The following is a 25,863-nucleotide window of genomic DNA, read 5'->3' as shown; positions in this document are numbered from 1 at the left end:
TGCATTCTGAAAATGCGGATGCAAATGTACCTTTTCATTCGTAAGATAGCAACTATTTTTTGCTTTTTTTGATTGTACCTTATTCGGGGTACTCCACCCTAAGATGATAAATATTGGTAAGCTTCTGTTTTAATACCTTTTTCACCACCTCAATCTCTTTCAAAGTGATGTTGGCATTTACAAATTGGTCTGCTTGCATCTGACCTTTTACAATCTTTTCCACAAAATCATCAATACTCTGATATGTAGGATTTTTTAAGCTTTTAGAAGCAGCTTCAACCGCATCGGACATCATCAAAATTGCGGTCTCTTTTGAAAAAGGAATTGGACCAGGATATTTAAAATCCTCTGGGTCTGTATCCGGTTCGGTCTCCTGTTGTTTCCGTAGAAAATAGAAAACTGTGGTCGTACCATGATGCGTTCGTAAAAAGTCGATCACCCTATCTGGGAGATTATTTTTTCGGGCCATCTCAATCCCTTCTATTACATGGTCTATGATTATTTTGGCACTTTCTTTTGGCGGAAGGTCATCATGCGGGTTAATATTGGTGGTCTGGTTCTCCGTAAAATACGTTGGATTATTCATCTTACCTAAATCATGGTACAACGCGCCAACCCTCGTCAACATGGAGTTTGCTCCAATCTCATTGGCAGCCGCTTCGGCTAAATTGGCTACTTGCAGTGAATGATGAAACGTTCCCGGTGCCTTATCCGACAATTCCTTCAAAAGTTTAGAATTGGTATCCGACAGCTCCAAAAGAGAAACATCTGAGACCAAACCAAATATCTTTTCGTAAATATAAATAAGCGGTTGGGCAAATAGTGTTAGCAGTCCGTTGAGAACAAAAATGCCAAATAAGGTCCATTCAATGCCTTCTAGGTTCCCTTCATGGATAATGTGAAAAGCAAAATAACCAACTATGTAAATCAACGTTATCTGACCTACCGAAATGAATAAATTGGCTCTTCTGTACAGTTCTGATCCAGTAAGAATAGTAACAATTCCAGCTATAATTTGTAAAAACATATATTCAAAACTGTTGGGAACAACAAACCCCAATATCAATACGGTAAGCACATGAACAAAGAGCCCCAATCTTGCATCAAAGAAGTTTTTTAGAATAAGTGGTAGGATACATAAGGGAATAACATAAACGTAATTCTCTTGATTTTTCACCATCAAAGTGGTTGCTAATACCATGATTAGGATGTTGACAAAAATAAATGTCAGTTTATTGTTGTTCTTAAAAACCTCGCTACGGTATTGTTTGATGAAAAGAAATAGCATCATCAAAACCAAAGCAACTAGAATGGCGTATCCCAAAAGAATATACAAGAAGTTGTCACCCCGCCACAGCTCTGATTCGTATTCTTGTTTTAGCGAATTTAGAACCTTTAAGTTCTGATTTTCCACTACTTCTCCTTTGGCGATAATGAGTATACCCTCAGAAATCTCTCCACGAGTAAATGAGATTTGCGACATCTCTTCCTCCAATGCCTTTTCCGTTAAAGTTTTATTGAAGAAAACGTTAGGTTCTAAAACACGGCCAATAAGGGTGGCAAGAGGTATATTCTTTGTATTGGCACCGCTGATAATCTGTTGTGTTTTTCCGCGTGCGTCAGACATGTCCAATAGATTGGATGCACTTACGGTTATAGCTTCATTATCCTTTACAATAAAAATCGCATCAGACATTGGTACATCTTGGAGTATACCATATTGGTAAATGCTGTCAATAGCCAAATTTGCCAAGTCTCGAATTCTTTTTTCAAAACGACTCCCTTCGCTCTGTCTTCTTAAAATAGCTGTCAGCTCTTGTTCAACGCTTGCCTTTACTTCATTGGGCACAACAGCATCATACGTGTAGTAGTCCGTTTTGTTTTCTCGAATAAACCGTTGTTCCTCAGCAATCTCTTCGTCTGTTTTTTTTATGGAAAAATCTATTGGTGCATATAGATTTTCATATTGCCAAGGTTTCCCTTTTTGAAACTCGTACTTAAACTTTCCTTCCCGAGGAAAGAAAAAAACAATTAGTGCGACAGAAATTGCATAGAGAACGTATTTGTAGGCGAGTGATTGATACTTGTAAGCATTATCCAAAGTTTTTCCCATGCGCATGCGGTAAGTACCAAAAATAGAAAATATAAATAAAAGCAAAGCTTACAGTGCTTTAGGCTTTGCCTTAAAATTTAGTATTTTGCACCTTTAAACAAACAGGAATGAATAAAGTCGTAATTGTGTCCGCTGTAAGAACTCCAATAGGTAGTTTTATGGGGTCATTATCCATTGTTCCCGCTCCAAAACTAGGCGCTGTTGCCATAAAGGGAGCATTGGAAAAAATAGGTTTGGACCCAGAGAAAGTAGAAGAGGTTTTGATGGGTAATGTAGTCCAAGCTGGAACGGGTCAAGCTCCTGCTAGACAAGCTGCTATTTTTGCCGGAATCCCAGATACCGTTCCTTGTACCACAATTAACAAAGTGTGTGCTTCTGGAATGAAGGCCATAATGCAAGGAGCACAGTCAATTGCTCTAGGAGAAAACTCAATTGTTGTAGCTGGTGGTATGGAAAACATGAGTTTGATTCCACATTACACCTACATGCGAGGTGGTATGAAATTTGGACCTGCCACCATGGTGGATGGCATGCAAAAAGACGGACTTGTGGACGTTTACGACCAAAATGCCATGGGTGTTTGTGCAGATGCTTGTGCCACAGAATATGAATTCAGTAGAGAAGACCAAGATGCATTTGCAATCCAATCTTATAAAAGGTCCGCTGATGCCTGGACCTCTGGAAAATTTGAAGACGAAGTTGTACCAGTGGAAGTACCTCAACGCAGAGGCGAACCGATTGTAGTATCCGAAGATGAGGAATATAAGAATGTAAAACTTGATAAAATTCCAAACTTGAGGCCAGCTTTTTCAAAAGGAGGTACTGTAACCGCTGCAAATGCTTCTACCATTAATGATGGGGCCGCAGCTGTTGTGCTGATGAGCGAAGAAAAAGCAAATGAGTTAGGCATAAAACCCTTAGCTTACATAAAAGGATATGCCGATGCGGCCCATGAGCCAAAATGGTTTACCACTGCTCCTGCCAAAGCATTGCCTAAAGCACTGCACAGAGCTGGAGTCTCCATGGACGAAATTGACTTTTTTGAGTTCAATGAAGCTTTCTCGGTTGTTGGTTTGGCCAACATGAAAATATTGGGACTTAACGATACCAATGTGAATGTACATGGTGGTGCAGTTTCCTTGGGTCATCCTTTAGGCTGTTCAGGAGCTAGAATTACCATTACGTTGTTAAACGTCTTGAAACAAAATAACGGAAGACTTGGAGCTGCTGCCATATGTAATGGAGGTGGTGGTGCTTCGGCAATTGTTCTTGAAACCGTTTAATTTCGAGTAAGAAACATATCCATGCAATACGGAATTTGTCCGCAGAGTATTGTTGCCTTAAGGTATGCTCCAGACGATGGAAGTGAAATGCTTTCCCAATTACTTTATGGGGAGCATTTCAAAATATTGGAGGTTAGAAAAAAATGGTCGAGGATACGCATGGCTTATGATAATTGTGAGGGATGGGTGGCCAATCTACAAATACTTCAGATCTCGGAAGATGAGTATTTAGAAATTCATAAAGAAAAGCACCCAAATTATACCATGGACGTTGTTTCTCATATATGTCCTGAAGGCAATAATATGCTCCAGCCCATAGTCTTAGGTTCTGTTTTGGCAAATTCCATATCTCTTAAAGCAAAATTCGAAGGTGAATTGATCTCTGGAGTCAGAGACAGCTCTTACTTAATTGATACTGCACTACTTTATTTAAAAGCGCCTTATCTAAAAGGCGGAAAAACACCTTTTGGAATAGATTGCTCCGGTTTTACACAAATGGTGTATCGTATAAATGGGCATCAACTTTATCGAGAAGCCGAGCAACAATCCAGACAAGGGGATGCTTTGAGTTTCATAGAGGAGAGTGAGCCCGGCGACCTTGCTTTTTTCGACAACAACGAAGGTATAATTGACCATGTTGGTATTATTCTAAAGGACAACTATATTATTCATGCCCACGGAGAGGTTAGAATAGACCGTTTAGACCATACTGGTATTTTCAATACTGACAAAAAAATCTATTCCCATCAACTTAGGGTAATCAAGAAAATTATATAATAAAAAAAGCCCCAATCACTTGGGGCTTTTCTTTAGAAACTTAAACTTTCTATTTATTCTCCTAAAAGCTCTTTAATCCTTTTGAAGTTTTCAGTATCCCCCAAAGCGCCATAGATATTTTTTAATTGGCTCAATACACTTTGATTGTCCGGATTGGTTTTAAGAGCATCCTCCAACACCTTAGCACCTTCTAAAAAGAGATCATCTTTCTTTTGCTTAAGCTCATCATACCTTGCAATATCGGCTCTAGAACTGCCCAAACTGTTCATTTCATCAATCAGTCCGTTTCCTTCATTTACATATGTGGTAGAAAGATTCAATAGTGCGTTAATATAGCCTGGATCAATAGCCAAGGTTTTCCTATATGCTTCCCTAGCATCTTCCAAATTACCCTGCTCCATGTTTATAACTCCAATGTTATATAATAAATCTGCATTGTCGGGAGCCATTTCAGAGGCCTGACCCATTAATTCTTTAAACTTATCCTTATTACCAATGGCGTAATACAAATTAGCTTCTCCTAAGACTAAATTAACGTCATCTGGGTTTACCGAACGTGCATCAGCATAAGCAGCCAAGGCTTTGTCATTATCTCCCAGTTGCTGATAAATCAAAGCGATATTTTTTACAATTTCTGGTTTTTTGGATGGAGTCCTTTCTTCCTTTGGGTCCTTGTGTGTACCCGCTTTCACATAAAGATTACGGGTATTTTCGTCCATTTCTTCAACTTCTCCAGTTTCAACATTAACCGCCGTGTATTTAACACCGCTACCATCATACCCTACAGTTTTCAATTCATTGTAATATTCCAATGCTTTATCGTATTTCTGTCCACTTACTGCACTACTGGCAGCATAATATAAGTAAAGGGTGTCTTTAGGGCTTAATTTATATCCCAGATACAATTTTTCAGCAGCCTCAGCGAACTTCTTATTGTTGTTATCCGCTACTGCAGCATTAACCAAATCCGCCGTCATGGTGCTCATTTGTTGGGTAGCAACAGTAGTATACTTTTGCTTTCCGCTTGCCTCCTCAACAGAAACAACTTTTCTGTATGAGTCTATAGCGGTTTGAAATGCAGATGCATCACCTTTCTTGGCCAAGTCATAATACACATTACCTTTAACGGCATAATATTGTGCCTGTAATCTAGGGTCAGCTGATTCCACCAAAGAGGATGCACCCTCCAAGGCAGTTTTAGCAGCCGCAGCGTCTCCACCTTTTAACGCCTTTTCAGCTGCTTTGATTTCTGTCTTTTGGGAAAAACCGAAAGCAGAAAAACTTATAGCAATTAGCAATAAAACTTTAGTCTTCATTTTAGTAAAATATAAATTAGTGTTTATTCATTTAAATGTTTCGCACGGATACTTTCAAAATCCGTACCACTTATTCGTTTACCTCAATTTCTCGAATGTCGGAATCATCCACATCATCATCTTCCTTCATTACTTTGGCTACTGCAGCTATTGAATCTTTATCTTTCAAATTTATCAATCTTACTCCTTGTGTTGCCCTTCCCATAACTCTTAAATCCTCGACACTCATGCGAATGGCAATCCCAGATTTGTTAATGATCATCAAATCATCTAAATCAGAGACATTTTTAATGGCCACAAGTTCGCCAGTTTTATCGGTTATAGAAATGGTTTTAACACCTTTTCCTCCTCTATTGGTGATTCTATAATCGTCTATGGTAGAACGTTTACCATATCCATTTTCGGAAACTACCAAGATATCGTCTTCAAAATTATGTACCGAAATCATTCCCACAACCTCATCCTTTTCATTTGCAAGAGTAATTCCCCGAACCCCGGAAGCATTTCTTCCCATAGGTCTAGTTTTACTTTCCTCAAAACGAATGGCCTTACCGGATTTAAGACCCAATAAGATTTGACTGGTCCCTGTTGTTAATTTGGCTTCCAAGAGTTCATCACCCTCCCGAATGGTAATCGCATTGATTCCGTTTTGTCTTGGTCGGGAGTACTGCTCTAAGGATGTTTTTTTAACGGTTCCTTTCTTGGTGGCCATAATTACGTAGTGATTGTTTACGTAATCTTCATCCTTTAAGTCTCTGGTACAAATAAATGCTTTTACCTTATCTTCTTGTTCAATGTTGATAAGGTTCTGAATAGCACGGCCCTTTGAAGTTCTGCTTCCTTCGGGTATTTCAAAGACACGCATCCAGAAACACTTCCCTTTTTGGGTGAAGAACAACATGTATTGATGGTTGGTCCCCACAAAAAGATGCTCCAAGAAGTCTTCATTTCGGGTTGAAGATGCCTTTTGCCCAACACCTCCCCTGTTTTGGGTCTTGTATTCGGTAAGAGGTGTTCTTTTAATATAGCCTGCATGAGAAATAGTTATCACCACCTGCTCATCTGGAATCATGTCCTCAATGCTCAAATCACCACCGGCAAAGTTGATTTCAGACCTTCTTTCATCTCCATATTTGTCCTTAACTTCAGCAAGCTCATCTTTGATGATTTGCATTCTACGTTCCTTTTTGTCAAGGATATCCTTAAGATCTTCTATGGTTTTTTTGAGCTCCTCGTATTCTTCACGAAGTTTATCCTGCTCCAGTCCGGTCAATTGACGCAAGCGCATTTCAACAATGGCCTTTGCCTGTATTTCCGTAAGCTTAAAACGCTCCATCAAGCTATTTCGAGCTTCTTCCACATTTGAAGAACCTCGAATGATAGCAATGACTTCATCAATATTATCAGAAGCAATAATAAGACCTTCCAATATATGGGCTCGGTCTTCTGCTTTCTTTAATTCGTATTTGGTTCTACGTACAACTACTTCGTGTCTGTGCTCCACAAAATGATGGATGATTTCCTTCAAATTGAGCAGCTTTGGTCGCCCTTTGACCAAGGCAATGTTGTTTACACTAAAGGAAGATTGTAGTGCTGTGTATTTGTACAGGGTGTTCAAGACGATATTGGGAATCGCATCTCGCTTCAGAATATAAACGATTCGCATTCCTTTTCTATCGGACTCATCACGAATGGTGGAAATTCCTTCAATCTTCTTATCATTGATAAGATCGGCGGTCTTTTTGATCATGTCCGCCTTGTTCACTTGATAAGGGATTTCTGTAACTATAATACATTCTCGACCTTGAACTTCTTCAAAAGTAGCTTTGGCTCTCATAACAACTCTACCGCGGCCGGTATGGAAAGCTTCTTTAACTCCGTCGTAGCCATAGATGATACCACCAGTTGGAAAATCAGGAGCTTTGATGTGGGTCATCAACTCATCAATTTCTATATCAGAATTGTCGATATAAGCTACGGTACCATCCACCACTTCTGATAAATTATGTGGGGGCATGTTCGTGGCCATACCTACTGCAATACCAGAAGCACCATTTACCAGTAAATTTGGTATTCGTGTTGGAAGAACGGTTGGCTCTTCCAGAGAATCATCAAAATTCAGCTGATGGTCAACAGTATCCTTATCGATATCCGCCAACATCTCATCTGCGATTTTACGCATACGTGCCTCCGTATAACGCATGGCCGCAGGGCTATCTCCATCAACCGACCCAAAGTTACCTTGGCCATCAACCAACATGTAGCGCAAACTCCATTCTTGAGCCATACGCACCATGGTATCATAAACAGAAGTATCTCCATGAGGGTGATATTTACCCAAAACCTCACCAACAATACGGGCAGATTTCTTATGGGAACTTGTAGACCTTACACCCAATTCATGCATTCCATAAAGAACTCTTCTGTGTACTGGTTTTAGGCCATCCCTGACATCGGGTAAGGCACGTGACACAATGACCGACATTGAATAATCAATGTATGCCGATTTCATTTCATCTTCAATATTGATCGGAATCAACTTTTCTCCTTCCGCCATACTAAAATCCTATTGGTTTTACTGGTTAAAACATCATGGCAATATACATAAATTCACCCCTTAAACCAGTATCACTGTTTACTTTATTAAAAAAATTATCAACACCATGAGACAACTTTTCAGGTCTCTCTAAATCTTTGTTAAAGTATTAGGAAAAAGCACTTTATTTCGACTTTTAACCCATGTTTATCGAATATGGGTACGGTATTTGACCAGCGTAAGCATACTTTTATTAATTTTAATTGCTGAATAAGGAAGCGTATGGATGATAATTTTTCCCCTAGAGTAAAAGACGTTATAGCTTACAGTAAGGAAGAAGCCCTAAGATTGGGACATGACTTTATAGGAACGGAGCACTTGATGCTAGGTCTTTTGCGGGATGGAAATGGCAAAGCCATTAATATATTGGATGCCTTGGATGTGGACTTGGACCACTTGCGAAGAAAAGTTGAAATTCTAAGTCCGGCCAATCCAAATACAGGTACTCTACAAAAAGATAAAAAGAACCTTCATTTAACAAGACAAGCAGAGCGCGCATTGAAGACCACCTTTTTGGAAGCCAAGCTCTTCCAAAGTTCTTCTATAAATACTGCCCACCTGCTGTTATGTATCTTGCGCAATGAAAATGACCCCACCACTAAATTGTTGCACAAGTTGAAGGTGGATTATGATAATGTAAAAGAGCAGTTCAAATCTATGATTACAAGCGAAGATGATTATTTGGACACTCCAAGAGCAGAATCTTTTCCTAGTGACCCAGAAGAAACAGGAGATTCCAAGGAAAGTGGTTTTGGTGGCAGTTCCAGCCAAAAAGGCAGTAAAAAATCCAAGACCCCGGTTTTGGATAATTTCGGTAGGGACTTGACAAGATTAGCAGAGGAAAACAAATTGGATCCTGTTGTAGGTAGAGAAAAAGAGATTGAAAGAGTATCCCAAATTCTAAGCCGTAGAAAAAAGAACAATCCTTTGCTTATTGGTGAACCGGGTGTTGGTAAAAGTGCCATTGCCGAAGGTCTTGCCTTACGAATAATCAACAAAAAGGTATCCAGAATCCTTTATAATAAAAGGGTAGTTACTCTTGATTTAGCTTCACTGGTAGCAGGAACCAAATATCGCGGACAGTTCGAAGAACGTATGAAGGCTGTGATGAACGAATTGGAAAAGAATGATGATATCATTCTTTTCATTGATGAGATTCACACTATTGTTGGTGCAGGAGGAGCTACTGGAAGCTTGGATGCATCGAATATGTTCAAGCCCGCATTGGCCCGTGGGGAAATTCAATGTATAGGAGCCACTACTTTGGACGAATACCGTCAATATATAGAAAAGGATGGGGCTTTGGAACGTCGTTTTCAAAAGGTAATGGTAGAACCGACCACTGTAGAGGAGACCATTGAAATCTTAATGAACATCAAAGGTAAATACGAGGACCATCATAACGTAAACTATACGGATGATGCCATTTTAGCCTGTGTAAAACTTACCAACAGATACATGACGGATAGATTTCTTCCTGACAAGGCAATTGATGCTCTTGACGAGGCAGGTTCCCGTGTGCACATTATCAATATGGATGTTCCCAAACAAATATTGGAGTTGGAAACCCAACTTGAAGATGTAAGGGAATTGAAAAACAGTGTGGTCAAAAAACAGAAATACGAAGAAGCTGCAAAGCTAAGGGACGATGAAAAGCGCTTGGAAAAGGAATTGATGGCCGCTCAGGAACGTTGGGAGGAAGAAAGCAAAATGCATAGGGAAACGGTATCTGAAGATAATGTTGCGGATGTTGTATCTATGATGAGCGGTATTCCCGTGAATCGTATTGCTCAGACCGAAAGTAATAAGCTTGCCGAGTTACCAGAACTTATTAAAGGTTTTGTTATTGGCCAGGATGAAGCTGTTGCCAAAGTGGCAAAGGCTATTCAGAGAAACCGAGCTGGACTTAAAGACCCCAACAAACCGATAGGCTCCTTCATTTTCTTGGGACAGACTGGTGTTGGTAAAACGCAATTGGCGAAGATATTGGCCAAAGAACTTTTTGATTCCGAAGATGCACTGATTCGCATCGATATGAGCGAATACATGGAAAAATTCGCAATTTCTAGGTTGGTAGGGGCACCTCCTGGATACGTAGGTTACGAAGAAGGTGGTCAATTGACTGAAAAAGTTAGAAGAAAACCCTATTCTGTAATTCTCTTGGATGAGGTTGAAAAAGCGCATCCAGACGTGTTCAATATGCTGCTGCAAGTTCTTGATGATGGGTATCTGACGGACAGTCTTGGAAGAAAAATTGATTTTAGGAATACAATCATCATTATGACTTCCAATATCGGTGCTCGACAGTTGAAGGACTTTGGACAAGGTGTTGGTTTTGGTACCGCTGCTAAAAAAGCTCAGGCTGATACTCATCAGAAGAGTGTTATAGAAAATGCCTTGAAAAAGGCTTTTGCTCCAGAGTTTTTGAACCGAATTGATGATGTAATAGTCTTCAATCCTTTAGAAAGAGAAGATATCCATAAAATTATTGATATTGAATTGGACAAATTGTTCAAAAGAATCAAAGACATTGGTTATGATTTGAATCTTTCAGAAAAAGCCAAGGATTATATCGCTGATAAAGGATTTGACAAACAATACGGAGCCAGACCTTTGAAAAGAGCTATTCAGAAATATATTGAAGATGCTTTAGCTGAAGAGATAGTGAATTCCAAATTGGAAGAAGGCGATAGTATTTTTATGGATTTGGATGAGAAGAAAGAAGAACTCACCATAAAAATCAAAAAGCCCAAAAAATCTCAGGAAACAGAATAGTCATTCTATTTTTTCTCGATACAATAAAGCCGGCTATTGCCGGCTTTACTTTTAAAATCAATACCAAAATACCGTACATACGATATTTACGCTGTTAATCTATATTTTTTTCTGTCCAAAAGCTTTACTGCTACTTTCGTAATGAGACACTATAACTTTTGGGAATGAGAATTGCGTACAGGAAACCCATCGTGGTACGAGAGTATCAGTTGGATATTGGGACCGTGCAGGTATATGAAGACTACATGGTATCCACTTTTGATGAAGGGGCCACCCTTACCTTGGAGAGGGCTTATCAAATCATCGGTATTTCAGAGATTCATTTTAGGGAAAAGGATTTTGGCTATATAAGTCTACGTAAAAATTCTTATGCCATTGATCCAACTATATATAATTACCTAAGAGGACTCGAGAATCTCAAAGCATTCGCTATAGTTTCCAAAAAGGAAATCGACATGCACAACTTTAAAATTGAAAAGTTGTTCTACAAAAAAAATATGGAGTTCTTTATTGAATATGACAACGCTATTACTTGGATAAAAAAGCGTCTCAAAAAAAAGAAAAGTAAACGATAGAAAACGTAATCCAACTTCGGCTTCACATAAGTACAGCGCTTAACAACTCCTCCTTCTTTTCAGTATCGCTCTTAAGGTCTGCCTTAGCAGTAAATACAATTCCCTTTTAAGGTTGATTTTTCCCTTTCATGCAAGTTTTGTCGTAAAGACCGGTAACCTCACTGTTCCTTTACACAAAAAACAACCATGAACTCAATTTTCAACTTAGTCACCAATCAGATTCGAAAAGAACGGATTTGGAAACTCACTTTTTTCATTTTCCCCTTACTAGCATTCTTTGCTTCATTTACTACACTGCTTATACTTATCATTGAACGGATAACAAATTAAAATATGAGACGCTCGATACTTCTATTCGTTCTATTTGTAATTATGTTATGCATTGCATCCCTTAGTGAAAATGAGGAAAGAAATGATGTAAATACAAAATGGGTCAATACCACTACTAATTTGACAGCCAAGGAACAGCCTTAGAACCGCCTTCATTTATTGGATAGTACCAATACAAAATAATTTCGCAAAAAAGGCAAAACCTCGAACCGTACTTTGCTCTTAGGTTGGTTGACTGTTATTTGGGGGTTGGGGTTGCCTGAACAATTCAATAAAGGCCTTCCCTATGGCATCAACTATAGTAGAAGCAGTAATGGATTCATAACCATGTGCAGGTACTTCCAAATCGGCTGCAAGCCCATGTAGATAGACTCCAAAAATTGTGGCACTTAGAGAATGGTACCCTTGTGCAAGAAATCCTGTTATCATACCTGTTAGAACATCTCCGCTTCCGGCCGTGGCCATTCCAGGATTACCTGTGCTGTTTACAAACCCCTTTTCACCGGATATAATAACGGTATTAGCTCCTTTTACAACCATTATACATTGATAGGTCTCTGAAAAACGCATGGCCTTTTCCAATTTTTCAAAATCATTGGCCCACGTACCTATCAGCCGTTCCAACTCTTTTGGATGAGGGGTCAAAATAGTTCCCTTCGGCATATCTTTTAAAAATTCCGGATGTTTCGCCAGAATGTTTATGCCATCCGCATCTATCACCAAAGGTGCCTTAACTGATTTAAGGAAATCCGTAAAAGCGTGTACAGTTTCTTCTCCTGTTCCCAATCCCATTCCTATTCCAATAGCACTTGGTTTTATGGAAAGTGAAATCTCACTTATATATTCATCCTCCCCATCTGTCAATACCATGGCCTCTGGTAAAGAGCTCTGCAAAGGTGCGTAACCACACTCGGGAACATACAAGGTAACCAGACCACTTCCCACCTTCAAACTGGCTTTTCCAGATAAGTGTACCGCTCCAATCTTTCCGTAACTACCTCCAATTATTACCGAATGACCGTAAGTCCCTTTATGCGAAAACCTTTTTCGTGGTATATACAGCGGTTGGATATCATGCTTCTGGAGGTATTCAAATGAAGAATCCACGTTCATCATAAATTCCTGGTCCAAACCAATATCCAAAACCTCCCAATTCTCTACGTACATTCCTGTTTCAGGAAGAAAAAAGACCATTTTGGGTGTTTGAAAGCTCAATACATAATCAGCAAAAACCACCTTACTATCTTTCCATAACGGTTGGTCGACCGGCAAACCGGAAGGGATATCTACCGATAATGTAAATGCTTTGGAATTGTTGATATGTTCTATAAGCTTCGCTACCCAATCATCCGGACTTCGGTTTAGACCTATCCCGAAAATGGCATCCACAATAATATCATTAGGTTGGGTTTCTGGTAGAACTGTTTCAGGATTGATGAACTCTGGCCATATTTTGCGGTCTTTCAACCGCTCCATGTTCAGCAAAAAATCTTTGGAGCGCTTTTCACTATAGTTAACCACATAGACTTTGATGTTGTAACCATGTTCCGCCAAGTGCCTTGCAAGCGCAATACCGTCTCCCCCATTATTGCCTATTCCACAAAAAATATGGGTAACCACCGGGGCACCTTGTAGTCTGGCGTGCATCCATTCAAAAATTTGAACGGCGGCTCTTTCCATAAGGGCATCACTGCTAATTTGTTGTTTTTCAATTGTAAATTTATCAGCTTGATAGACCTGGGCTGCGGTTAAAATTTTCATTCAACAAAAAAAAGAGGTTATAAATGAGGATTTAGCAAAAATTTTAAGTGTATTTGCCGAAGCACCTAAAAGTACTACTTTTACCCTGAAAAATAACATGCCTTAAAACCAAAGGTACGGAGCATACACAATGAGACATTTTTCTTATTTCTTCACTACAACCACCACCCCTTTGGGGTAAAGTATGCATTTTTTCCGTCCGTAAACTATAGTCTAGTTATTTCATTCTAAGCAAATCATCATGAAAGTTTTAAAATTTGGAGGCACTTCCGTAGCCAATCCAGAGAATATCCATAAAGTAAAATCAATTGTTCAAAACAATGGAGAAATATCCCAAGCAGTAATTGTATCTGCTTTTGGTGGGGTAACCGATAATCTCTTTGAAACTATCCGATTGGCTTCAGAACAAAACTTGGATTATAAAACACGTTTGGAGGAAATTGAGAAAAGGCACATAAGTGCAATAAAAACCCTTATTCCTGTAAAAAAACAAAGTGCAGTATTAAGCAAAATAAAAAGTGACCTAAACACTTTGGAAACCCTATTGGAAGGTTCTTATTTAATTGGTGAGGCAACTCCAAAATTAACGGACAAAATTGTAGGATATGGTGAACTATTGTCGGCTTTTATCATTTCAGAATTCTTTATTAACGAAGGATTAAAAGCCACCTTCAAAGATAGTAGAGAGCTCATTATTACGGATGAATCTTTTGGCAAAGGAAAAGTTGACTTTAAAGTAACAGACGGTAATTGTAACGCCTATTTCAATCAAAACCAGGAAAATGTTACCGTCCTACCCGGTTTTATCTCCTCAAGTAATCAAGGAAATTCAACCACACTTGGACGCGGAGGCTCCGACTATTCAGCAGCCATTGTTGCCAGTGCTTTAAATGCAGATGTTCTGGAAATTTGGACTGATGTAAGTGGAATGTATACGGCCAACCCTAGAATGGTCAAACAAGCTAAATGCATTTCCCATCTAAGCTATGAGGAAGCAATGGAGCTTTCCCACTTTGGGGCCAAGGTACTGTACCCACCAACAATCCAGCCAGTATTGGACAAAGAGATACCCATTGTCATCAAGAACACCTTTTCTCCAGAGGATATGGGTTCGCATGTGTCAAAAAACACAAATGGTGGTCAAAAAACAGTACGGGGTATCAGTCATGTGGAAAATATAAGCTTAATCTCTTTGGAAGGTCCGGGATTGATTGGAATTCCTGGAATCTCTAAACGTTTTTTCGAAACCCTTTCCTTGGAAGGTATTAGTGTAGTTCTAATTACCCAAGCATCTTCCGAACATTCCATTTGCGCAGGAATCTCCAACGATGACTTAGAAAGAGCCCAACTAGCATTGGAAGACACTTTTGCTTATGAGATGCATAACCATAGAATAAAACCTTTACAGATAGAGAAAGACTTGGCAATTGTGGCTTTGGTTGGAGAAAATATGAAAAGTCATCAAGGCTTGAGTGGACAAATGTTCAGCACTTTGGGCAAGAACAATGTAAATATTCGTGCTATTGCTCAGGGCGCCTCAGAACGCAACATCTCAGCGGTAATCAATAAAAAGGATGTCAAAAAAGCACTCAATTCTCTTCATGAAACCTTTTTTGAAGAAAATATCAAACAGCTCAATCTCTTTGTGCTAGGGGTTGGAAATGTGGGTGCGAAGTTTGTAGAGCAAATACGTTCACAGTCCAATTACCTGAGAGAAGAACTAAAATTGAACGTTCGTGTGATAGGAATGAGCAACTCCAGAACCATGTTTTTTGATGAAGGTGGAATTGATTTAGAAGTTTGGCAAGATGCCCTCGTTCAAGGAGAAACTGCAGACCCTAACACCTTTTTTGAAAAAGTAAGGCAGTTGAACCTTAGAAACAGTGTCTTTGTGGACAATACCGCTAGCAATGCCATTGCCGAAACCTATTCGGACTACCTGAAAAACAGCATAGCCGTAGTGACTTGCAATAAAATTGCATGTTCTTCTGAATACCATTACTACAAAAGTTTGAAGGAACTTTCAAAAAGGTACAAAGCTCCCTTTTTGTTCGAGACCAATGTAGGTGCCGGTCTTCCAATAATAGACACCTTAAAACATCTCATTGTTTCTGGGGACAAGGTGAACAAAATACAGGCTGTACTCTCAGGAAGTTTAAACTTTGTATTCAACACGTTTAACAGTACCAACACTTTTCATGATGTGGTAAAACAGGCTCAAGAAGAAGGTTATACTGAACCAGACCCAACCATCGATTTGAGTGGAATTGATGTAATGCGCAAAATATTGATTCTAATTCGGGAAAGTGGCCGTCAGTTGGATATTGAAGCTATTCAGAACAATGGTTTCCTTCCCAAAGAAAGTTTAGAGGCCGATTCCAACGATGCCTTTTTCGAATCCCTAAAAAAGTATGAAAATGATTTTCAAGAGTTGTTTGCAGAAGCTGAAAGTAACGGTTGTAAGCTAAAATATGTGGCCCAGTTTGAAGATGGAAAAGCTAGCGTAGGCTTACAAAAAATTCCAAAAGGGCATGATTTTTATAACTTGGAAGGAAGTGATAACATCGTTTTGTTCTTTACCGAAAGGTATCCAAACCAGCCCCTCATCATAAAAGGAGCGGGAGCTGGAGCAGATGTGACAGCATCTGGTATCTTTGCGGATATTATCCGAATTGGAAACTTTTAAGATGGAAGAAATTAGAGTTTTTTGCCCGGCGACCATTGCGAACTTATCATGCGGATTTGATGTGCTAGGTGTTGCCCTAGATGCGGTAGGTGACGAAATGATTGTTCGAAAAACCGATACAAAAGGTATCCAAATTACCAAGATTACAGGACAGGATTTGCCTCTCGCTACGGAAAAGAACGTGGCTGGTGTAGCAGGATTGGCCCTACTTGACAAAAGTGATTATAAAGGAGGCTTCGGGATTGAAATCCATAAAAGAATAAAACCAGGTAGTGGAATTGGTAGCAGTGCTGCTAGTTCTGCAGGTGCTGTTTGGGCCATGAATCATCTCTTGGGTAATCCATTTTCCAAATCAGAATTGGTGGAATTTGCCATGCAGGGCGAAAAATTGGCCAGCGATGTAGCTCATGCGGATAATGTGGCCCCTGCCCTATTTGGTGGGTTTACACTCGTACGCGGATATAATCCTTTGGATGTGATTCCCCTACCCTCTCCCAAAGAATTGTACGCTACTGTAATCCATCCGCAAATTGAGATAAAAACCTCAGATTCCAGAAAAATTTTGAAGACCAACATTACCCTCCAAAAGGGTATTAAGCAATGGGGCAACCTAGGAGGATTGGTAGCTGGACTTTTCAAAAACGATTACGAGCTTATCGGAAGATCTTTGGAAGACCATGTCGTGGAACCTATTCGTTCCATTTTGATTCCCGGTTTCGATGATATTAAATCAAAATCTTTAGAATCGGGGGCATTGGGTTGCGGAATTTCAGGTTCGGGGCCCTCAATTTTTGCATTGAGCAAAGGAAAAAATTCGGCACAAAGAGTAGCACGGGCGATGACTCAGGTATATGAAGCCATTGATGTTGAGTTTGATGTTCATGTATCCCCAATAAATACAATTGGGGTAAAACCATTGTTTTAGATATGCGATACTATAGTTTGAACAATCCAAAACAGACCGCTTCATTTAAAGAAGCCGTTTTTCAGGGAATCGCTCCGGACCGTGGCTTGTATGTACCTGAAAGAATAAATAAGCTTACTGATAGCTTTTTCCAAAACATCGATGAACTTTCCCAACACGAAATCGCTTTTCAGGCCATACGTCAATTTGTTCAAGAAGATATTTCCGATTCCACTTTAAAGGAAATTTTGGAAAGAGTCTTGGATTTTGAGTTTCCGGTGATTCCGATAGAAGAAAACATTTCCACTTTAGAGCTTTTTCATGGGCCAACAATGGCATTTAAAGATGTTGGTGCACGGTTTATGGCTAATTGCCTTGGTCATTTTTCACAAGACAAAAATTCTGAAGTCACCGTTCTTGTTGCTACATCCGGAGATACCGGAGGAGCTGTAGCCAATGGCTTTCTAGGCGTTGAAGGTGTTCGAGTGGTTATTCTTTACCCAAGCGGAAAAGTAAGTGGAATCCAAGAAAAACAGCTAACCACACTTGGTCAGAATATTGTGGCCATGGAAGTAAATGGCACTTTTGATGATTGTCAAAGGATGGTCAAAACCGCTTTCCTTGATGTTGAGCTTAAAGAAAATCAGAAATTAACTTCAGCAAATAGCATTAACGTAGCGCGTTGGTTGCCACAATTGTTTTACTTCATGTTCGCCTACAAACAGGTAAAATCCAAAAATGAATCCCTTGTATTCTCTGTCCCTTCGGGAAATTTTGGGAATATCTGCGCGGGAATGGTGGCTCAAAAACTGGGAATGCCAGTGAATCATTTTATAGCTTCAACCAATGTGAACGATGTGGTACCCAAATTCATGAAAAAGGGAGAATATATACCACAACCTTCAGTTGCTACCATTTCAAATGCGATGGATGTGGGTGACCCTAGTAATTTTGTGAGAATTCAACATCTCTATGGAAATGATTTTGAAAAGCTTCAAGAAAATCTATCCAGTTATTCCTTCACCGATGAAGAAACCAAAGAAGCTATGTTACATGTGTACGAAAATTTTGGTTATGTAGCAGACCCTCACGGAGCAGTGGGTTATTTGGGACTAAAAAAACACCAACAACAGCATCCAAATACCCATGGAATTTTCTTGGAAACCGCACATCCTGTCAAATTTTTGGATGTGATGAAGGAAACCCTGAATATTGAAATCGATATTCCGCCTCAAATCGAAAAAGTTTTGGGCAAAACCAAGTATTCCATTAAAATCGATGCCTACAAGCAGTTGAAAACCTTTCTTTTGGATAGTTAGGAAAGAATAGCCCTGAATTAACATCTGTTTGTTCACAAGATTACCTACAATTGGGTGAAGGATATATTCCGAAATCGATAAATTTACCCAGAGAAAAGTAGCTTATGAAGAATACTGCATTAACAGGGGTGCATGAATCCCTTGGAGCAAAAATGGTTCCCTTTGCTGGCTATAATATGCCAGTATCTTATGAAGGTGTAAATGTGGAACACGAAACGGTTAGAAACGGCGTGGGTGTTTTTGATGTTTCGCATATGGGAGAATTTTTAATTGAAGGGCCAAAGGCGCTAGAACTGATTCAAAAGGTCACTTCCAACGATGCATCCAAACTTACCGTAGGAAAAGCGCAATACAGTTGTTTCCCAAATGAAGCCGGAGGAATCGTGGATGACCTCATCGTTTACAAGGTAAAAGAAGAAACGTATTTATTAGTCGTGAATGCTTCCAATATTGAAAAAGATTGGAAGCACATTTCAAAATATAACGAAGGGATAGGTGCGGATATGCGTAATCTATCCGACGTGTATTCTCTATTGGCCATCCAAGGTCCAAAAGCGGTGGAGGCCATGCAGTCCTTGTCATCCATAGATTTGGCAGGCATCAAGTTCTACAACTTTGTTGTAGGTGATTTTGCTGGAATAGAACATGTCATCATTTCTGCAACCGGATATACGGGGTCAGGTGGATTTGAGATTTACTGCAAAAATTCTGAGGTTGAGCAGGTTTGGAGTCGAGTGTTGGAAGCTGGAGCTAATTTCGGTATAAAGCCCATTGGCTTGGCCGCTAGGGATACCTTACGATTAGAAATGGGGTATTGCCTCTATGGAAATGATATTGACGATACCACTTCACCTCTGGAAGCAGGATTGGGTTGGATTACCAAGTTCACCAAGGATTTTGTAAACTCAGAAGCATTGGCCGCTCAAAAGGAAGCAGGTATAACCAAGAAATTGGTTGGTTTTGAGCTTACGGAACGAGGTATTCCAAGACAGGGGTATGCTATTGTGGATGCCGATGGAAAAACCATTGGAAATGTAACTTCGGGTACTATGTCCCCCTCTTTGGAAAAAGGCATAGGATTAGGGTACGTTTCCAAAGACTTTTCACAGGTCGATTCTGAGGTATTCATCCAAATCAGAAAGAAAAAAGTCCCCGCCACTATAATTAAGCTTCCGTTTTATAAAGGTTGATGGTCGACTTCCAAAACATTCTGGATGCCATAACACTTGGAGCGAACAATACACTTGACAAGGGAAAAATTGCTTCCTATATTCCGGAGTTGGCTTGTGCTGACAAAAACAAATTCGGCATTGCGCTACTGGATAAAAATGGAACCCTTTTTAGTGCCGGAGATACTAAAGAGCAGTTTTCAGTGCAAAGTATAACCAAGGTACTAACGCTCTCCATGGCATTTGACCTTTTGGGCGATAATTTATGGGAACGTGTAGGTGTGGAACCTTCGGGTGACCCGTTCAATCACTTATCGCTTTTGGAACAAGAAAATGGCAAACCAAGAAACCCCTTAATCAATGCAGGAGCCATTGTTGTTTCTGATATATTGGTTTCAAAACTCAAAAACCCCAGAGCCGAATTTTTAAAGTACGTCCAAGATATTGCCAACGATTCCTCCATTGGATATGATGTATCCGTTGCAGAATCTGAAAAAAGGACGGGGTTTAGAAATTATGCAGCTGCCTATCTCATTAAATCCTTTGGAAACTTGGAAAATGATGTGGAAACGGTTTTAGATTTCTATTTTCACCAGTGTTCTCTCAGTATGTCCTGTGAACAATTGGTAAATACATTTTACATTTTCGCGAATCGAGGAAAGTGTCTTCAGGACAATCAACACCTAAGTCTAAGTCAGATAAAGCGAATCAATGCAATTATGTTGAGTTGTGGTTTTTATGATGAGGCAGGGGAATTTGGGTTTAGAGTGGGGCTTCCCGGAAAAAGCGGGGTTGGCGGGGGCATTGTAGCTCTTCTTCCCGATAATTTTTGTGTAGTGACCTGGTCTCCAGGGTTAAATGAAAAAGGAAACTCCAAACTTGGACTTCAGGCTTTGGAAAAACTGACCACAGATAGCGGTCTTTCAATTTTTTAGCTATTGGAAAACAACAAAATCCTTATACTCGGAGCAAGTGGTTTTATTGGGAATGCAATCTATAGGGAACTTCACTCCTATTTTGATACCTACGGTACCTATTTTACCAACAGAAGTTATAAAAACAACCAGCAGTTTTTGAGGTATGATTTGGAGGAAGACGATATTTTTCAAATCCTTGAAAAGGTAAAACCCAAATACATCATTTCGGCACTTCGCGGAAAATTCATATCGCAGATTCAGGCACACCAGCATATAATGGAGTACTTGGCTACGGCTGATGCTAAGTTGTACTTTATTTCATCGGCCAATGTTTTTGATGCCTATAGCAAGTTTCCTTCCTATGAAACGGATAAGACTCTATCGCAAAGCGTATACGGACGCCTAAAAATCAAGATAGAAAATATGATAATGCGTCTTCCCAAAGAAAAAGCGGCCATCTTAAGGGTGCCCATGGTCTTCGGAAATACGTCACCCCGGATAAGGGATATTAAAAAAAGTCTTGAGGCCAATGAACCCATAGAGGTATTCCCCAACCTCATCATTAACGTGACCAATGATGACCGACTTACACAGCAAATCCATTATTTGATAAATCAGAACAAGACAGGGATTTTTCATCTAGGAAGTACCGATTTGGTTCACCATGAGGATTTTATCAAAGAGGTTATTAAGCGTTTGGGAAACTATCATCCTGTACTGAAACGAGTTTACACCACCAACGAGGATCGTTATTTAGCGGCATTGCCCAAAGAACATTTATTGCCCAAAAACTTAAGAATCGGATATCAAGAAATTATAGACCATCATCTAACCGTTGAATGATTCCAAAATTGATACTATACTTCAATCCAGCAATACAATACTGCTAAAAATGCTATTCCAAAAGTTTTCCAGCCAATTGTAACATATTGATTTCGGCAACTTTTAGGTCATATTTGGAACGCGCATAGTTGTTTCTCGAATTGAAAAGGTTTATTTGGGCCTGTCGGTATTCAACGGAGGTAATTTGACCAAGGCCATACTGCTTTTTTGACTTTTCAAAATTCAATTCGTTGGTCAAGAGGTTATCGGCTTCCGCTTCCAACGAAAATTGTGCTATCGAATAGGTTTCGTAAGAGTTCAATACATCCGTTACGAGTTCTTCTTTTGCCTTAATCAACTCAATCTCCCTATTTCTCTTTGTAATCTTTGCGGTCTTAACTCTTGTGGAATTGCCTCCGTTGAAGATATTCCAACTCAGATTAAGACCTAGATTAATTCCATATGCTTCATTCTGTAAAGCGAATGAAGTGGGCGGATTTTGACTTTCATTCCACCGGTAAGACCCTGAACCTGAAATTTTTGGTAAAAACTGCGCTCTATTGATTTTGATATCCAAATCGCTCAATAAAATATTCTGATTCGCCAAAAGCACTTGAATGCTTTCCCTCTGAGCAGATTCCATTAGGCTTTCCCTATCCATTTCTGGCTTGAATATGACCAAAGTATCAACTTCAAATGCAGTGGAAACATCCCTTCCAAGGAGCAAATTTAGACTACGTTTTAGGTTTTTCAGGTCCCTTTGTGCCTCGATAAACGAAATACTGTCGTTGTTTAGGTCTACTTGGGCATTCAATTCGTCAAGTTTGGTTCCCTGGCCATATTTAAGCTTCCTCCGTGCTCGGTCCAACCTGTCTTTGGAATTTGAAACGTTGAGCTCAAGATTTTCTACGACCTGTTTTTGAAATGCCGTATTGAAATATGCATCGTAGATTGAAATAATGCTGTTTTCAATTTGTTGCCTCTCTTGCAGCTTGGCCAGATTGAGGTTCACTTCATTGTTTTGGTTGGTAAATTTTCTAACCAATCCATCAAAAATCACGTATTCTGCAGTAATGGATGCATTATAGGATTCAGTGACCGCTCCATCTACCGATGTTGTGGTTTGGTCCAAAAACAGTACGTTTTGGTTTTCATCGGAATAGTTAACACCACTGCTTGCCGAGACAGTGGGTAAATATCCACTATTGAGTATTCCCGTTTGCACATCTGCCAATTCAGTATTGTTTTTGGCAATCTTCAGGTCATAGTTGTTTTCCAAGGCAATTGCAATAGCTTGGTCCACATTAAGTGACTCTTGTGCAACTGCCTTGGTCATCAACAAACAAGAAAAGAAGACTAACAATCTAAAATTCAACATGATCAACTTTTAATTCTTTAATTGCACGCTCTACTTTTTCCCTTTTTGGCTTTACTCCTGTCATGAAGTACTTCACATATACTTTTACATAATTCGAGACCGATAAAAGAATAGGGAGAAGAAATAGAGTGAGTAAAGTAGCTATAGCGATTCCATAGGATATGGAAATGGCCATTGGGATAAGAAACTGAGCTTGAAGACTACGTTCCAACATTAAAGGGGCGAGCCCAGCAATCGTGGTAATGGAGGTTAGGAAAATTGCTCGGAAACGTGCTCGCCCCGTTTCATAAAGTGCTTCGTCAAAGGGGAGACCTTCTTTGAGGTACGAATTAAATTTACCAGTGAATACCAATCCATCGTTCACCACGATTCCTATCAACCCAATAATACCTAGATAGGAAAGAATACTCATAGGAAATCCATGAAGCCAATGCCCCCAGGCCACCCCAATCAGACAGAAAGGGACTATGGCAAGTAAAATCAACGGCTGACTATATGAGCGAAAGGCGAAAACAATCGTTACATAAATCAAAAAGATGATAACTGGAAGAACCTGGGAAGCTGATTCTGTAATTCGGTCCACCTCCCTATTTTGTCCCTCTGCTCCAACATTTACATCTGGATAGTCGTCCTTTAATAAAAGTGGGACCCTTGTGGTCAAATCTTGCATTATCTCGGTTGGACTTGCTTTGGAGTTGGCTAAATCTGCTTCTATTGTCAACTCTCTTATCCCATCAAGATGATTAATGGCCACTTCCCCTTGCTGAATGCTTAACGTGGCTATTTCTGATAGTGGAATTCGACCATTTTGTGTAGAAATTTGAATGTTTTGAATATTGCTAATGCTGGAACGGTCTTCATCGCTGTAACGTACCCATATCTTTATTTCATCCTGTCCTCGCTGAATGCGTTGTACTTCCTTTCCAAAAAATGCACTTCGAACTTGACTCATTACACCGTTGAGTGTTAGACCCAAGATTTGGGCATTTTCCTTTAGTTCCAACCTTATTTCCTTACCTCCTTTTGGACTTGTATCTACGATATCCTTTATATCTGGATTTTTTCGCAACTCTGCATACACAATCTCCTTAGCCTCTTCTAAACTTTCTAGATTTTTGGATTGTAGTGATATGGAAATGGGCATTCCTCCAACATTTCTTCCAGAATCAAAGCTCAACTCTTCTGCCATGGGTATGTTACCAACTTTTTCGCGAATACGGTTTGCTATATCAGAAGAAGAAAGTGTGCGGGACTCACTAGGGGATAAATTGAGCGTTATCGTCGATTGGGAACTACTAGGTCCCACTTGTCTTAAGGAAGATTGGATATAAGGTTCTCCCAGTTCGTTTTTGCCCAATTCTTCATTTACTTTCCAGATTTTTTCCTCAACATAGGTGCTGAGTGAATCAGTAACACGTTCACCTGTTCCTTCTGGAGTATTTAATGTAATGGTAATTTGATCGCTTGCGTTACTGGGAAAAAAGGTAAGTTTAATGAGCCCTGCGCCAAATGCTCCTAGAGTCAGGATAAAAAGGAACATAAGCACACTAAACGAAATGAATTTATTCTTTAATGTGAATCTGAGTGCAGGTGAATACACCCTGTCCCTCAAAAAATGAATGAACTGATCTCCCCAAACATTGAACCTATAGGTTTTTCCCTTTCCTTTCAAGTCTTTGGAATGTGCTAAATGCGATGGTAGAATAATTAAAGCCTCTATTAGCGAAACCGCCAGTGTAATGGCCACTACCGCAGCAATATCTCCAAAAAAAGAACCGATTTGGCCGTCCAAAAAAAAGAAAATTGAAAATGCCAAAATAGTTGTTGCAATCGCAGAAAGAATGGGCACAAGAACGTCCATGGTACCATTTACCGCAGCTTTTATATTGGATTCTCCCTTTTCATGGCGTGAGTATATATTTTCTGCAATTACAATTCCGTCATCAACAAGAATTCCAATCACCAAAATCATCCCAAAGAGGGATAACATATTTAGAGTGACACCATAATGCGGGAGGAGAATGAACATCCCAAAAAACGAAATGGGTAGTCCAAAGGCAACCCAGAATGCTACTCTCGGTCTCAAGAAAAAAGACAATAGAAGTAAAACCAATATCATCCCGAGTATGGCATTTTCAAGAAGAAGCGCGATTCGGTCCTCAATAACCACAGAAAAATCTGAAGTGATTTCCATGGATAGATTGTCATGTTCTTCATTGAATTTTTTTTGATATTCCCTGGCCTTTTCTGCACTTCCTATAAGATCTTCTGAATTGGTATTCGTCAAGGCAATGGCAATAGCGGTTTTTCCATTGAACTTAATGATGTCAGGAGATTCATTGAACGTATTGATGGTTTTGGCAACGTCCCGTAACAGTACTTTGCCGGCAGCTTCGTTGTGCTTTACCACAATATTCTCCAATTTGCTGGCGTATTTTGCTTTGTTTTCTGCGCGTATGGTGTATTCCTCATTACCAGTTCTAACGGTTCCTCCAGTGACTAGGATATTGGCGTTGGAGACTGCATTTGAAATATCATTAAATGTCACATCCAAACTACGAAGACGTTCCTCCGTAACGGAGATTTCTATCTCCTCTTCCGGAAAGCCGGACAAGGTTATCTGAGAAATACCCTCCATGCGTAAAAAATCATCTTCGATTTCTTGGGCTGTTTTTTTCAATATGCTTAGGGGCACGTTCTCGCCAACGAGTACAAATGAAATTCCTGGTCGTGTAGGTTTTATGGTTTCTACAACCGGCGGTTCTGACCCCAACGGAAAAGAGGGAATGCCATCCACAGCATTTTTGACTTCATCCAATACGAGGTTGATATCAAAATCTGTTAAAACCTCAATACTTACCGTACCAGTATTTTCTCTTGAGATTGATGTTACACGGTCGATACCTTCAAGCCCTTCTAGGTCTCTTTCTATTTTTTCCACCACACCTTCTTCGACCTCTTTTGGCGAAGCACCGGGAAAGGACACCTGAACATTGATAATTGTTGGGTCTGATAATGGAAATATGGATGAATTAAGTTGTTGAAATCCGAAATATCCGAAGATGAGAAATCCAACGATAAAAATATTGACCGCTACAGGGTATTTAATGAAGTAGGCGATTATCTTTTTCATCTGAAAGAA

General features: G+C 39.7%; 16 protein-coding genes. 10 read left to right on the top strand and 6 right to left on the bottom strand.

What is annotated here, in order from left to right:
• Positions 1–79: 79 nt before the first annotated feature.
• Positions 80–2,113, bottom strand: coding sequence for an HD family phosphohydrolase (locus ACOKFD_RS00890; protein WP_422859530.1), 2,034 nt, complete (start codon positions 2,111–2,113; stop codon positions 80–82).
• A gap of 107 nt (positions 2,114–2,220) precedes the next feature.
• Between ACOKFD_RS00890 and ACOKFD_RS00885 the strand changes: the two genes are divergently transcribed.
• Together ACOKFD_RS00885 and ACOKFD_RS00880 are read left to right on the top strand one after the other, a co-directional pair.
• Positions 2,221–3,396 carry an acetyl-CoA C-acyltransferase gene (locus ACOKFD_RS00885; RefSeq protein ID WP_422859529.1) on the top strand — a complete coding sequence of 392 codons (1,176 nt, stop codon included), beginning with the start codon at positions 2,221–2,223 and terminating at the stop codon, positions 3,394–3,396.
• 21 nt (positions 3,397–3,417) lie between these two features.
• Positions 3,418–4,173 carry an NlpC/P60 family protein gene (locus ACOKFD_RS00880; protein ID WP_422859528.1) on the top strand — a complete coding sequence of 252 codons (756 nt, stop codon included), beginning with the start codon at positions 3,418–3,420 and terminating at the stop codon, positions 4,171–4,173.
• A gap of 53 nt (positions 4,174–4,226) precedes the next feature.
• On the opposite strand, the gene ACOKFD_RS00875 is transcribed toward ACOKFD_RS00880, so the two are convergent.
• Positions 4,227–5,489 (bottom strand): tetratricopeptide repeat protein, encoded by a 1,263-nt coding sequence (locus tag ACOKFD_RS00875; RefSeq protein ID WP_422859527.1) that lies wholly within the window; start codon positions 5,487–5,489, stop codon positions 4,227–4,229.
• Positions 5,490–5,559: 70 nt separating this feature from the next.
• On the bottom strand, positions 5,560–8,046 hold the full coding sequence (gene gyrA, locus ACOKFD_RS00870; RefSeq protein ID WP_422859526.1) for a DNA gyrase subunit A: 2,487 nt from the start codon (positions 8,044–8,046) through the stop codon (positions 5,560–5,562).
• A gap of 261 nt (positions 8,047–8,307) precedes the next feature.
• On the opposite strand from gyrA, the gene ACOKFD_RS00865 reads away from it, so the two are divergent.
• Positions 8,308–10,860 carry an ATP-dependent Clp protease ATP-binding subunit gene (locus ACOKFD_RS00865; protein WP_298997958.1) on the top strand — a complete coding sequence of 851 codons (2,553 nt, stop codon included), beginning with the start codon at positions 8,308–8,310 and terminating at the stop codon, positions 10,858–10,860.
• A 164-nt stretch (positions 10,861–11,024) separates the two neighbouring features.
• Positions 11,025–11,435, top strand: a complete 411-nt coding sequence (locus ACOKFD_RS00860; protein ID WP_422859525.1) for an STAS/SEC14 domain-containing protein — start codon at positions 11,025–11,027, stop codon at positions 11,433–11,435.
• A gap of 552 nt (positions 11,436–11,987) precedes the next feature.
• Here ACOKFD_RS00860 and ACOKFD_RS00855 read toward each other — a convergent pair.
• Positions 11,988–13,526: an NAD(P)H-hydrate dehydratase gene (locus ACOKFD_RS00855; protein ID WP_422859524.1), complete on the bottom strand. Its 1,539-nt coding sequence runs from the start codon at positions 13,524–13,526 to the stop codon at positions 11,988–11,990.
• A 241-nt stretch (positions 13,527–13,767) separates the two neighbouring features.
• On the opposite strand from ACOKFD_RS00855, the gene thrA reads away from it, so the two are divergent.
• The 6 genes from thrA (at position 13,768) to ACOKFD_RS00825 (ending at position 21,364) form a co-directional block, all read left to right on the top strand.
• Positions 13,768–16,212 carry a bifunctional aspartate kinase/homoserine dehydrogenase I gene (gene thrA, locus ACOKFD_RS00850; protein ID WP_422859523.1) on the top strand — a complete coding sequence of 815 codons (2,445 nt, stop codon included), beginning with the start codon at positions 13,768–13,770 and terminating at the stop codon, positions 16,210–16,212.
• Between the two features lies 1 nt (position 16,213).
• Entirely contained in the window at positions 16,214–17,137 is a 924-nt protein-coding gene (locus ACOKFD_RS00845; RefSeq protein WP_422859522.1) for a homoserine kinase, read from the top strand.
• 2 nt (positions 17,138–17,139) lie between these two features.
• Positions 17,140–18,435 (top strand): threonine synthase, encoded by a 1,296-nt coding sequence (thrC, locus tag ACOKFD_RS00840; protein ID WP_422859521.1) that lies wholly within the window; start codon positions 17,140–17,142, stop codon positions 18,433–18,435.
• A gap of 104 nt (positions 18,436–18,539) precedes the next feature.
• Positions 18,540–19,625, top strand: a complete 1,086-nt coding sequence (gene gcvT, locus ACOKFD_RS00835; RefSeq protein ID WP_422859520.1) for a glycine cleavage system aminomethyltransferase GcvT — start codon at positions 18,540–18,542, stop codon at positions 19,623–19,625.
• Positions 19,625–20,539, top strand: a complete 915-nt coding sequence (locus tag ACOKFD_RS00830) for a glutaminase (protein ID WP_422859519.1) — start codon at positions 19,625–19,627, stop codon at positions 20,537–20,539. Before gcvT ends, ACOKFD_RS00830 begins: the two co-directional genes overlap by 1 nt.
• Before the next feature lie 3 nt (positions 20,540–20,542).
• A complete protein-coding gene (locus tag ACOKFD_RS00825) occupies positions 20,543–21,364 on the top strand; it encodes a sugar nucleotide-binding protein (protein WP_422859518.1) in 822 nt (273 codons plus the stop codon).
• A 52-nt stretch (positions 21,365–21,416) separates the two neighbouring features.
• Here the strand turns inward: ACOKFD_RS00825 and ACOKFD_RS00820 are convergent, their stop codons facing one another.
• Both ACOKFD_RS00820 and ACOKFD_RS00815 read right to left on the bottom strand, forming a co-directional pair.
• Positions 21,417–22,721, bottom strand: a complete 1,305-nt coding sequence (locus tag ACOKFD_RS00820) for a TolC family protein (protein WP_422859517.1) — start codon at positions 22,719–22,721, stop codon at positions 21,417–21,419.
• A complete protein-coding gene (locus ACOKFD_RS00815) occupies positions 22,708–25,854 on the bottom strand; it encodes an efflux RND transporter permease subunit (RefSeq protein WP_422859516.1) in 3,147 nt (1,048 codons plus the stop codon). The genes ACOKFD_RS00820 and ACOKFD_RS00815 overlap by 14 nt, the downstream gene beginning before the upstream one ends.
• Between the last annotated feature and the right edge of the window lie 9 nt (positions 25,855–25,863).

It is taken from the genome of Flagellimonas ulvae, from assembly GCF_049333175.1.
Taxonomy (GTDB): domain Bacteria; phylum Bacteroidota; class Bacteroidia; order Flavobacteriales; family Flavobacteriaceae; genus Flagellimonas.
Note: the sequence above shows the minus strand (reverse complement) of the source record. Positions and strands in the feature narration are given on the sequence as shown.